Origin of the sequence: Candidatus Aeolococcus gillhamiae (assembly GCF_016464765.1) — a bacterium.
In the GTDB taxonomy this organism is placed as follows: Bacteria; Chloroflexota; Dormibacteria; order Aeolococcales; family Aeolococcaceae; genus Aeolococcus; species Aeolococcus gillhamiae.
Window position 1 is genome coordinate 1 of sequence record NZ_JAEKNS010000008.1, and the last position, 11,537, is coordinate 11,537.

Sequence of the window (11,537 nt, forward strand, 5' to 3'; positions counted from 1 at the left end):
TGGAGCGGGAGAAGGGACTCGAACCCTCGACATCCAGCTTGGAAGTAACCCGCTGGTATTCGAATTCAGCGTCGCAGAAACGCCTGTTGGATCATCAGATTCGGGGTTTTGTTGGCCAGGTTCGAGTAGCTTGCGGACGGGCTGAGAGTCTGGGTGGCCGTGGCAGGCTCTCCATCGTCTGACCGGCGTCCTCGCCGCGACGGCCACGTTCGGGTACACCCCCAGGTTGGCGGGTCCGACCTCTTCCTTGGTGCGATGACGCAGACGCGCACATTGCTGATCGGTCTGCTGGGAATCGTGCTGGTGCTGGCGATGTTCCTGCTCAGCGACGTGCGGCGGTACGAGGCCCGCTCGCAACCGCCCGCGCCGGGGCCAGGTGACGCCGCGCCGCGACAATCGGGGTGCTCGCCGGCGGGCTGTTCGCAGCCCTGGCCATCACGGGTGTGCTGCTCATCCTGCGGCGATGGTTGCCGGCGGTGCTCAACGAGCTCTGTGTCGGTGACCACCGGGCGCGGTTCTGGTGGCGGGTGGATCAATGTCGAGGTGATCGCCGGGACCGCGCTCTGCAGCTCGCTGGCGATACTCACGGTGCCACGCACGCAGAGGTGGCGATCCGGGGCAACGATGGTGCAGGGCGGCTGTGCCGGACTGCTGGTCAGCCTCGTCGTTGTGATGGTCGCGGTGCTGGCCTTCGAGCGTCACACGCCGGCGTGACGTGCCAGCGTGCAGGCGAGGTCGAGCAGCGTCTCGTCGGCACCCCTCCACCCCAGCACCGACAGCCCGACCGGGGCTGACCGCACGCGTCTGATTGGCAGCGACAGCTGAGGCAGCCCGCCCAGGCCGGCGGCGCATGTGAGCTGCAGCGACCGGGTGCGGAAGTGCTGCACCTCGCCCGCCGACGCGCGCAGCAGCGGGGCAGGGCACGGGGCCGTCGGCAGTATGACGACCGTGCCCGGGCGCAGCACGTCGCGCAGGCGGGCCGTCACCGCTGCTCGCAGCATCCGGGCCGCCGCGGCGGCGGACTCCTCGACGGTCGCAGCGAACGCCATGCGCTCGTCGACCCCGGCTCCGAGCGTGGGGCGGTGTGCGGTGATCCACGCACCGAACGTCTGCCATGTCTCGAATGCCTGGATGACTCGGAAGCACTCCGACCACGCCGCCAACCCCTCCGCTGCCAGGCGCACCAGCTCGGGCGCCGGCAGTTCGGACGCCGCGCGCGCCAGGAAATCCTCCACCGCCGCGGCGCACTCGGCGTCGGCCACCTCGAGCGCGTCAGTAGCCAGCAGGACGCGGCCGATCGGTCGCCGTTCCGCGTCGCCACCGAGAAGCACGCGGCCGGCGGCGCGGAGCACGCCGGGTCCAGGTGCAAGCCAGCCCGCCGAGTCGAAGGACGGCGCCATCGACTGGATGCCCGTCATGGCGACGCGCCCGTGCGTAGTTCGCAGGCCGTACAGCCCGCACAACGCCGCCGGGATGCGGATCGATCCGCCAGTGTCGGTGCCGAGGGCCAGGTCGCACGAGCCCCCGGCGACGGCGCTCGCCGAGCCGCTCGACGAACCGCCGGGCAGCCGGTCCACGGCGCGCGGGTTGAGCGGCGTGCCGTAGTGCGCGTTGGCACCGGTGATGCTGTACATGAATTCGTCGCACACCGTCTTCCCCACCACCGTGGCGCCGGCATCGAGGACGCGGCGCACGGCATCGGCCGTCACCGCTGGCGGTGCGTGGTCGGCGAGCCAGTCCGGGCTGCCGATGCCGGTGCGCTCGCCGGCGATGTCGTAGCAGTCCTTGACCGCGACGGTGAGGCCGGCGAGCGGTCCGTCGCCGGTGCCCTGCAGCGGGCGCTCCGGGTCGTGCGCGACGAACGGGCTCGCGCTTGTCTCTGTCATGTGAGCAGCTGGTGGAGCGCGAACGCCACGCCGAACACCACGACGACCGTGCGCAGGATCGCCGGACGCATGCGGCGCGCCAGCGACACCCCCGCAAACCCGCCGACGGCGCCGGCCGGGAGCATGATGGCGGCTGCCAGCCACGACACCGGGCCGAAGAAGGCGAAGTAGATCGCGGCCACCACGTTGATGATCAGCGCCATCATGCCCTTGAGCGCGTTGATGCGCTGCAGGTCGTCGCGGATGAAGAGGCCGAGGACGGCGAGCATCATGACCCCAAGGCCGGCGCCGAAGAACGCACCGTAGACACCACCCAGGAACTGCACCACGATCAGCGCCGGGGAGCGGTGCTGCTCGCGCTCCGGCCGTCGCGTGCGCACCCGCGACGTCACCACGGGTTGCAGCAGGAGCAGCGCGCAGGCAAGCAGGATCAACCACGGCACCACCGCGGCGAAGACCGCGTTCGACGTGCGCGTCAACAGGATGGCGCCGCCCACCGCGCCGACCACGCTGATCGGTCCCAAGAACAGGACACGGCGGCGCTGCACCGAGAGCTCCGCGCGGTACGCGAGGCTGCCACCCGCGTACCCGGGGAGCAACCCGACGGTGTTGGTGACATTGGCGGTGAGCGCGGGGAATCCCAGCAGCAGCAGGGCGGGGAAGGAGATGAGCGTCCCTCCCCCACCGATGGCATTGGCCGCCGCCGCCAGGAACGCGGCGCCGGCCACCAGCAGCAGTCGTGCGGTGTCGAGGTGGATCAACGCAACCCGAGCAGGTCCACAGTGAGCTCGCCGGCCGCGAGCCGCGCGCGCACCTCGTCCTCATGGGCGGCGCGCTCCTCGGCTTGCGCGGCGACCGTGGCCGCCTGGGGAGCAGGGACGCAGACCACGCCGTCGTCGTCGGCGACGATGACGTCACCAGCGGACACCGACTGGCCCGCGCACACGACCGTCCTGTTGATGGTTCCGTGTTGTGTCTTGGTGGTGCCCTGCGCGTTGATCCAGCGCGACCACACCGGCAAACCCATGGCGCGCAACTCAGCGACATCGCGCACGCCGGCGTCGATGACCGCGGCGATCACGCCGTGGGCGCGCAGCGAGGTGGCGAGCAGCTCACCGATCATGCCGGCGTCGCTCGGTGAGGCCATGGCCACCACCAGCACGTCGCCCTCGTGAGCCTTCTCCACCGCGAGGTGGATCATGAGGTTGTCGCCCGGTTGGCAGAGAACGGTCAGCGCCGGGCCCGCCACCCGCACGCCGTCCTGGATGGGGCGCACCGACGCGTTGAGCAACCCCCGCCGGCCCTGCGACTCGTGCACGGTCGCCACCCCGAGGGCGGTGAGCCGCGCCACCACACCCGGGTCGGGGCGCGGGGATGAAAGCGCCGGGTCAGCCACAGCTTCTCTCTAGGACGGCAGCTCGACGACGGTGTTGCGCAGCAGACCCACGCCCATGACCTCGGTCTCCATGACGTCGCCCGCCGTGAGGAACTCCGGCGGTGTGCGCGCGAAGCCGACCCCTTCGGGGGTGCCCGTGGCGATGAGCATGCCGGGTCGCAGCGTCATCCCCACCGACAACCATTCGATGATGGCGTCGACCGGGTAGATCATGTCGCGAGTGTTGGCGTCCTGCTTGACGACGCCGTTGACGCGCAGCTGCACCTGGAGGGACTGCACGTCATCCACCTCGTCCTTGGTGAGCACCCAGGGGCCGACGGGGCAGGAGCCGTCGAGGCTCTTGCCTTTGAACCACTGGCCGCCCCAGCCGTTCTGGATGTCGCGCGCGGTCACGTCGTTGACCACTGTGTAGCCGAACACGTGCTCGAGTGCGTTGACGCGCTTGATGTTGCTGCCGGTGCTGCCGATGACGACACCGAGCTCGACCTCCCAGTCGATCTTGGTGCTCACCGCGGGGTTGATGGGGATGTCGCCGTAGGGGTCGGTGATCGAGCTGATCGCCTTGGTGAAGATGGTCGGCGGCCCCACCTCGGTCTGGTTTGCCCGCGCCGACTCCTCTGCATGCGCCTGGTAGTTGCGCCCGATGCAGAGCACGTTGCCGCGCGGGGGGTCGAACGGCGCCAGCAGCTCGAGGTCGGCGATGCGCCGGACGGCCTCACCAGACGCCGACGAGGCGAGCTCGCGCAGGCGATCGAGCACTGCCTCGCCGCCGTCGATGACCCCGAGGATGTCGGCCGGCATCGAGTCGCCGCCGGCCGCCGCGGCCACGTCGACGACCTGGTCCGACTCGGCGTCGCGGCCGACACCGAGTCGGCGTGCGCCTCTGTCCCTGAACATCAAGAGCTTCATGAATCCCGTGCCTCCACGCCGCCGGCCGTGGTCAGGCTTGTGGCGGCTCCCAAAAACAGTTCCTCGAAATCCTGGCGATCGAGAAGTTCGCCTGACCGGCCCTCCATGCGGGTGGAGCCGGATACGAGAACGCATGTCCACGCGGCGATGTCCAGCGCGGCCCGGGCGCGCTGCTCGACGAGGAGCACCGCCTTGCCGAGCGTTCCCAGGCCCTTGATCTGCTCGCGCAGCAGACGGTCGGCGAGCTGGGGTGCGAGGTTGGCCGTGGGCTCGTCGAGGATGAGCACGCGTGGGTCGAGCATCAGCACGCGCGCGATCGCCAGCATCTTGCGCTCGCCGCCGCTCAGCTTGTCGGCGCGCCGCTTGAGCATCGGCTTGAGCTGGGGGAAGACCTCGAGAACATCGGGGACGCGGGCGCGGATCTGCGCCGCGCTCAGCAGGTAGCCGCCCATGTCGAGGTTCTCCATCACCGTGAGCGGTTCGAAGATGTCCTGGACCTGGGGCACGTAGCCGACGCCGTCGCGCGCCAGCTGCTCGGGGGCGCGGTTGGTGACGTCGACGTCGCCGAGCTTGACCCGGCCCTCGGTGATGCGCAGGATGCCGACCAGCGACTTGAGGAAGGTGCTCTTGCCGGCCCCGTTGGGGCCGATGACCGCGACGATCTCGCCCGGACCGACGGCGAGGCTGACACCGCGCACGATGGGTACGCCGCCATAGCCCGCCGTGACTCCCTCGGCGCGGAGCAGCGGAGTCGGACGCTCCGCGATGGTGGTCGCCACGCTATCCGACCAGGTAGGCGTCGACGATCTCGCGCTGCTTGCGCAGCTCGATCATCGAGCCGTGGCCGATGACACGTCCCTGGGCCATGACGATGACCGGGTCGCACATGCGCTCGATCATGTGCAGCTCGTGCTCCACCATGACGATGGTGAGGCCCTCGTCGCGCAGGGCCTCACAGTACGACGCAATCTCGTCGATGATCGACGGGTGCACGCCGGACATGGGCTCGTCGAGGAGCAACAGGCGCGGCTGCAGCATGAGCGCGCGCATGATCTCCACAAGCCGCTTCTGCCCACCGCTCAGTGAGCCGGCGAAGTCCGACTCCTTGGCTCTCATGTTGAAACGGTCGAGCAGCGCGCGGGCCTGGGCGACGCGCTCCTCCTCGTCCCTGCGCCAGTAGCGCTTGCCGAGGAGCGCGCCGACGAGCGTGTCGCCGCGGTTGCCGGGCGCGGCCACGAGGAGGTTCTCGAGCACCGTGAGCTGGCCGAACTCCGACGGCAGCTGGAAGGTGCGCATCAGGCCCTTCCGTGCGCGCCGGTACGTCGGCAGCGTAGTGATGTCCTCGCCGTCGAAGACGATGGTGCCCTCCGACGCGGGCAGCGTGCCGGCGAGGACGGCGAGGAACGTCGACTTGCCGGCGCCGTTGGGCCCGATCAGCCCGGTGATGCGACCCGGCAGCACGTCGATGGACACCCCGTCGACCGCGTGCATGCCCTCGAAGTGACGATGGATGTCGCGCGCGACGAGCAACGGCTCGGTGTCCAGCGCAGGGACGCCCCCCGGCTGCGGGAGTGCCTCGGCCACCGCCATGTCAGGCGGCGCCCGCGTCGTCGGCGACGACCGCGGCGCGGCGGGCCGGGAAGATGCGCCGGCGCTCCGGGAAGACACCACGGGGGCGGAACCAGAGGAAGCCGAGGATGAGGCCGGCGATGCAGACCCACTCCAGCGCCGGGATCAGGCCAGGCGGGCCGAACGGCGGCAGGTAGCGGGTGACCTCCTCAAACCCGACCGGGACGAGCAGCGCGCCGAGCACCGCCCCGTAGTTGTTGCCGCGGCCGCCGACGATGACCGCCGCGAAGAGGATGAGCGTCTCGGGGTACAGCCAGGTGGACGGCGCCCACGTGGTAATGAAGCCGACCAGGATCGCCCCGCTCAGGCCGGCGATGGCGCCACCGACGACGAACACGGTGAGCTTCAGCGCCACCGAGTTCTTGCCCAGCGCGTTGGCCGCCAGCTCGTGCTCACGCAGGGCGCGCAGCGAGCGTCCGTACGGCGCGTTGGTGATCCGCTGCACGAAGAAGAACACGATGGCCGCCAGGATCAACGCGGCCACCGAGTAGCCCCAGAGGTATGAGTCGGAGTACGGGTTGAGTCGCTCGGAGAGCGGCTGGGGCACCAGCGACAGCCCGGCGGCGCCGTCGAGGAAGCGCGGCGTGTTGGTGACCATCAGCGTGGCGATCACCGAGAGCACCAGCATGGCGATGGCCTGGTAGTCGCTGCGCAACCGGCGCAGCACCACGAGCCCAACCGGCAGTGCCAGCAGGCCGGCCACCACGACGGCGCCGATCCAGGGCAGCGGGAACGGCAGGTTGAGGCCGAGGATGTAGGTCTGGAAGCCGCCGTTGGCGCTGTCCGGGGGAAGCGACAGCACTGCGGCCGTGTAGGCGCCGATCGCCTGGAAGATGATGAAGCTGAAGTTGACGATCCCGGACAGCCCGAACTGCAGCGAGATGGCCAGGCAGGCGAGGATGTCGACCCCCGCGTACACGAGCAGAGTCGTCAGGTAATAGGTCATCCGGCTGCGGCGAGGGCCCCGCGCTTGGCCAGCAGGCCCTGGGGACGCAGCATCATCACCAGCACGAGCGCGGCGAAGGCGGCCACCTGCTTGTACTGCGGGGAGATGACGGCGGCGCTGATCTCGGTCATCAGCCCGATGATCACCGCGCCGATCATGGCGCCGTACGGGTGGCCGGCGCCGCCGAGGACGGCGGCGGCGATGATGGGGATGAGGAACTCCGAGCCGTTGGCGACTGAGAACGAGTCCGAGTTCATGCCGGCAACCGTCCCCGCGATGCCGCAGAGCGCGCCGGTGATCAGCCACGCCAGGTCGACGACGCGGCGCGTCGGGATGCCGCAGTTGCGTGCCAGACCCGGGTTGGCCGCGGTCGCACGCATCGCCTTACCGAGCTTGGTCAACCTGAGCAGCGCGTGGATCAACAGCATGATGCCGATGGCCACGCCCATGATCAGCAGCTGCACGCCGGTGAGTGCGATGGAGCCGGCGTGGAAAGTGGGGCCGGTGTCGAGGTGATACGACACGCTGTAGTAGCCGAAGATCGGCAGCATCACGTTGGCCAGGAGCAGACCAACGGCGAGCGAGATGATCACCATGCCGACGAGGTTGGTGCCCTTGCGCTGGAACGGTGAGTACACCAGCCGGTTGAGTGTGAACGAGAGCAGGGCCCCGAACACCGCCGCGACGACAAGCGCCACCCAGATGAGGACGCCACGGCTGTTCAGCTGATAGGCGACGTACGCGGAGGCGATCATCACCTGCCCGTAGGCAAGGTTGATCATGTTGGTGATGCCGAACTGCATGGTGAAGCCCACCGCAGCGATGGCGATGATCGATGCGCTCACCAAGCCGAAGCCGAGGGCGGCGATGAACAGGCTCATCGCCGCCCCCCCGCGCGGGTGCCGGTCTCAGCCACCGCCGGCCTTGATGACGGCCGCGGTCTGCTGCTCGGTGAGGTGGCTGATGGTCACCTCATTTCCCTGGGCGTCGTACTTCACGATGATGTAGCCCTGCTGGGAGTTGTTGTACTGGTCGTAGTTGGTCTGGCCGCCGGCGCCGACCCAGCGCACCGACTTGCCGCTGTTGATCGCCGCCACACCGTCCTTGTAGGTGTTGACGGTGACCGCGCCACCGACGCCGTTACCGATTTCCTTGACCTTGGGGTTGTAGACGGTGGGGTCGGTGCTCTTGGTCTCATCCATGGCCAGCGCCGCCTGCATGATGCCGTCGTAGAGGTGCAGCGTCGCGCCGCGCTGGGAATACTTGGGCGCGTCGGCGAACTGCGAGGCTGAGGCGTCGAGGTTGGTCTTGAACTCCGTGTAGCCAGGCCCGGAGAAGCTGACACCGAGGTCTACCGCGGTGAACTTGGCGAGCACGTCCGGGACACCGATGGCGCCGCTCACCGCCTGGAACCAGACGGGGTCGATGGTCGCCGAGGTGCCCATGAACGGGATCGTCGACCCGTTGAGCTGCTTCACCTCGGCGAGGTAGGTGGCGTCTGTCGGTCCCAGGGCCTCGGTGAAGATGACGTCAGGGTGGGTGGCGAGCATGGCCGTCACCTCGGTTCGGTACGACGGCTGGCCCAGCGCGATCGCCTGGTTGATGGTGACCGTCGCCCCCAGCGCTGTCAGCGCCCGCTGAGCGGGGCCGACGAAAGCCTGCGAGCCGATGTCGTTGCCGAAGACGAGCGCCACCTTGGTGTAGTGCGCGTAGTCGAGCGCGCTGCCGACCAGTGCGTAGGAGTCGAACGAGTCCGGGGGGACGAGGCGGTGGAAGTACGGGAAGCTCGACTTGTTGAACTCCGACTGGCCGGTCATGCAGAACATGGGGATATGGGCGTGGTTGATGATCGGCACCACGCTCGACGCCTCATCGGACGTGCAGCCGACGACGGCCATGAGGTTGGAGTGCCCCGCGACCATCTGCTGGGCGGCCGGCACCGCGTCCGCGGGCTCGCCGCGGGTGTCGAACTGCTGGCACGCGACGGTGTGGCCGAAGATGCCGCCGTTGTTGTTGATCGCCCGCGCCGCCGGGAGGCAGGCGGCGAAGTAGGCCGGTCCGAGGGCCGCGTCAGGGCCGGTGAAGGGCGCGACGATGCCGATCAGGAGTGGCGAGGTGTCGGTCGAACCGCTGCTCGACGACCCTCCGCCGCCGCACCCAGCGAGGCCCACGGCAGCCCCCGCCAGCAGGAGCCCCGCCTTGCGACCGATCCGATTGCCTCGTTGCATCAGCTGCCTCCTCATCCCCGGGACGGAGTCGATCGACGGATTGTCGACAATCCTAGCCACAATAGAGGTCGGTAATCTAGCCCCATGGCGACCCGTTTGCAATCGTCCGCCCACAAGCCGCGCTCCCCGCGGGCCGGCCGGCGCGTGGGCGTCGCGCTGCCGAGCTCCGACGTCGGCGACGTGTATCGCGAGCTCCGCGACGCCATCGTCAGCGGTCGCTTCCTGCCCAACCAACGCCTCGTCGAGGCCGACCTCGGGGGCATGTTCAAGGTGGGACGGACCTCGATCCGCTCCGCCCTCACCCGCCTCCACCAAGAGGGCCTGGTCAGCCGGGAGCGGAACCGGGGCGCGCGGGTGCGGCGCATCTCCGACCGCGAGGCCGTGGAGATCGAGCAGGTGCGCATCGCCCTGGAGAAGCTGCTCGCCCGCCTCGCCGGGGAGCGCGCCACGCAGCCGGACCTCGTGGAGCTCAACGCCATGGTCGAGGCGATGCGCGAGCGCGTCGCCGCCGATGACTCGATCGGTTACTCGGAGCTGAACGCACGCTTCCATCAGCGCATCTGGCGAATCGCGGACCACCAGGTGGCGAGCGACCTGCTGGTCACCCTGAAGTCGCAGAGCATCCGGTTCCAGTACCGCACGATGCTGCGCCCCGGGCGGGCGGCCGACTCCCTGCGTGAGCACGAGGCCATCGTCGTGGCACTCGGCGGCGGCGACGCCGACGCCTGCGAGGCGGCGATGGGCGAGCACCTCAGGCACGTTGTGGAGACGCTGCAGTGGGCGATCGCGACGCAGCATGTGCAATCACCGTGGTCGCCGTCGTGAGGGCCGGCGGCCTCGGCTGATTTGCGACACTCGCGGCCCACGATCAGTCGCAGGAGGCTCTCACCATGGCGCGCCACACCATCGCGTTGATCCCGGGAGACGGGATCGGGTACGAGGTCAGCGAGGCGGCGCGCCGCGTCATCGATGCCACCGGCGTCGACATCGAGTGGGACGTGCAGAACGCGGGCCTAGACGTGGTGGAGCAGTACGGGCAGCCGATGCCCGACCACGTGCTCGAGTCGATCCGGCGCAACAAGGTTGCCATCAAAGGACCGTTGACGACGCCGATCGGAACCGGCATCCGCAGCGTCAACGTCGCGCTGCGTCGCGAGCTCGACCTCTTCGCGCTGGTGCGGCCCACCAAGTGGTACCCGGGCGTGCGCAGCCGCTACGAGGATGTCGACCTCGTGGTGGTCCGCGAGAACACCGAGGACCTCTACGCGGGCATCGAGTTCGAGGAGGGCAAGCCGGAGACGGCCGAGATGATCGAGGACATCGCGCGCCTCAACGGGCGCCGCATCCGCCCGGACTCGGGCATCAGCATCAAGCCGACGAGCATCACCGGCACGCAGCGCATCTTCCGCTTCGCCTTCCAGTGGGCCATCGACAACGGCCGACGCAAGGTGACCTGCGTGCACAAGGCGAACATCATGAAGTACACGGAGGGACTGTGGCTGCGCGTCGCCCAGGACGTGGCCAAGGAGTTCCCCGACATCGAGTTCGACGACCGCATCGTCGACAACATGGCCATGCAGCTGGTGCAGAAGCCGGAGCTGTACGACGTCATGGTGATGCCCAACCTGTTCGGTGACATCCTCAGCGACCTGTGCGCCGGGCTCGTCGGCGGCCTGGGGCTCGCTCCCGGTGCCAACACGGGGGATGAGATCGCGCTCTTCGAGGCGACCCACGGCAGCGCGCCGAAGTACGCGGGAAAGAATGTCGCCAACCCGATGGCGATGATGCTGAGCGGGATGATGATGCTTCGCCACATCGGCGAGAAGGAGGCCGGCGACCGTCTCGAGGCCGCCATCGCCGCCGTGATCGCCGAGGGGCGCAGCGTCACCTACGACATGAAGCCGGACCGTGATGACCCGACCGCCGTGGGCACCTCGCAGGTTGCCGACGCGGTCATTGTACAGTTGGAGGGCCCTTCGGTAGCGCGGTGACCCTTCGAGCCTGCGACCTTTCGGCGCCCTCGTGATCGGCGCGCATGGACGGACTCGCTCGTTCGTCGAACCGGCGGGGGCCGGGTAGTCCCGCCGCCCACTGCCGTCTTGCTTGTGGCCACGTGGCGGAGCTAACGGCTGAAGCCCACTCCCTACCGTCGTCTAATCGATCGTCCGTCCGTTGCCGTTGCGGTCCGCCGGGCGGCTGATGCATTACCGGTCGGGACCGGGGCGCCGACGCCCAGGGCGCCGCTGGTCCCGCACAACCGCACACGCTAGAGTGCGCCATGCTCTCGCTCGGCATGGCCACGTCTGGTACGCGCTGCTCGTCCTCGCCCTGGCCGTATCGGGCCTGGTCTGGGCGATACGCTGGGCAGTGCGCCCACCGCGGGGCACGGTCGCCCTTCTCCTCCCCCGCCGCCGACCTGAGAGCGTACGCCGGCGCGATTTGCTCCTGAGCAGGAAAGCGCTTCAACGTGAGATCACAATCGACCATCAGAGCGGGCGTGGAGCGGGAGAAGGGACTCGAACCCTCGACATCCAGCTTGGAAG

At 69.1% G+C, this 11,537-nt stretch carries 12 protein-coding genes; 3 read left to right on the forward strand and 9 right to left on the reverse strand.

Annotated features, from left to right (window positions below; genetic code table 11):
* The first annotated feature begins 498 nt into the window (after positions 1–498).
* Complete coding sequence (locus JF886_RS00545) at positions 499–714, forward strand: hypothetical protein (protein ID WP_337308534.1); 216 nt, start codon at positions 499–501, stop codon at positions 712–714.
* Here JF886_RS00545 and JF886_RS00550 read toward each other — a convergent pair.
* From JF886_RS00550 to JF886_RS00590, 9 genes are read right to left on the reverse strand one after another with little or no spacing between them, the layout of a single operon-like run.
* Positions 699–1,886, reverse strand: a complete 1,188-nt coding sequence (locus JF886_RS00550) for an amidase (protein WP_337308535.1) — start codon at positions 1,884–1,886, stop codon at positions 699–701. The genes JF886_RS00545 and JF886_RS00550 overlap by 16 nt on opposite strands.
* Positions 1,883–2,647: a sulfite exporter TauE/SafE family protein gene (locus JF886_RS00555; RefSeq protein ID WP_337308537.1), complete on the reverse strand. Its 765-nt coding sequence runs from the start codon at positions 2,645–2,647 to the stop codon at positions 1,883–1,885. The genes JF886_RS00550 and JF886_RS00555 overlap by 4 nt, the downstream gene beginning before the upstream one ends.
* On the reverse strand, positions 2,644–3,282 hold the full coding sequence (locus JF886_RS00560; RefSeq protein WP_337308539.1) for a 4-carboxy-4-hydroxy-2-oxoadipate aldolase/oxaloacetate decarboxylase: 639 nt from the start codon (positions 3,280–3,282) through the stop codon (positions 2,644–2,646). Before JF886_RS00560 ends, JF886_RS00555 begins: the two co-directional genes overlap by 4 nt.
* Before the next feature lie 9 nt (positions 3,283–3,291).
* Positions 3,292–4,191, reverse strand: a complete 900-nt coding sequence (locus JF886_RS00565; RefSeq protein ID WP_337308541.1) for a fumarylacetoacetate hydrolase family protein — start codon at positions 4,189–4,191, stop codon at positions 3,292–3,294.
* Positions 4,188–4,970: an ABC transporter ATP-binding protein gene (locus JF886_RS00570; RefSeq protein WP_337308543.1), complete on the reverse strand. Its 783-nt coding sequence runs from the start codon at positions 4,968–4,970 to the stop codon at positions 4,188–4,190. The genes JF886_RS00565 and JF886_RS00570 overlap by 4 nt, the downstream gene beginning before the upstream one ends.
* Before the next feature lies 1 nt (position 4,971).
* Positions 4,972–5,781 (reverse strand): ABC transporter ATP-binding protein, encoded by an 810-nt coding sequence (locus JF886_RS00575; RefSeq protein ID WP_337308545.1) that lies wholly within the window; start codon positions 5,779–5,781, stop codon positions 4,972–4,974.
* 1 nt (position 5,782) lies between these two features.
* Entirely contained in the window at positions 5,783–6,766 is a 984-nt protein-coding gene (locus JF886_RS00580) for a branched-chain amino acid ABC transporter permease (protein ID WP_337308546.1), read from the reverse strand.
* A complete protein-coding gene (locus JF886_RS00585) occupies positions 6,763–7,647 on the reverse strand; it encodes a branched-chain amino acid ABC transporter permease (protein WP_337308548.1) in 885 nt (294 codons plus the stop codon). The genes JF886_RS00580 and JF886_RS00585 overlap by 4 nt, the downstream gene beginning before the upstream one ends.
* A 27-nt stretch (positions 7,648–7,674) precedes the next feature.
* On the reverse strand, positions 7,675–8,994 hold the full coding sequence (locus tag JF886_RS00590; protein ID WP_337308550.1) for an ABC transporter substrate-binding protein: 1,320 nt from the start codon (positions 8,992–8,994) through the stop codon (positions 7,675–7,677).
* Between the two features lie 84 nt (positions 8,995–9,078).
* On the opposite strand from JF886_RS00590, the gene JF886_RS00595 reads away from it, so the two are divergent.
* Both JF886_RS00595 and JF886_RS00600 read left to right on the forward strand, forming a co-directional pair.
* Positions 9,079–9,819, forward strand: coding sequence for a GntR family transcriptional regulator (locus JF886_RS00595; protein ID WP_337308552.1), 741 nt, complete (start codon positions 9,079–9,081; stop codon positions 9,817–9,819).
* A 65-nt stretch (positions 9,820–9,884) separates the two neighbouring features.
* Positions 9,885–10,985: an isocitrate/isopropylmalate dehydrogenase family protein gene (locus JF886_RS00600; RefSeq protein ID WP_337308554.1), complete on the forward strand. Its 1,101-nt coding sequence runs from the start codon at positions 9,885–9,887 to the stop codon at positions 10,983–10,985.
* The last annotated feature ends 552 nt before the right edge of the window (positions 10,986–11,537 follow it).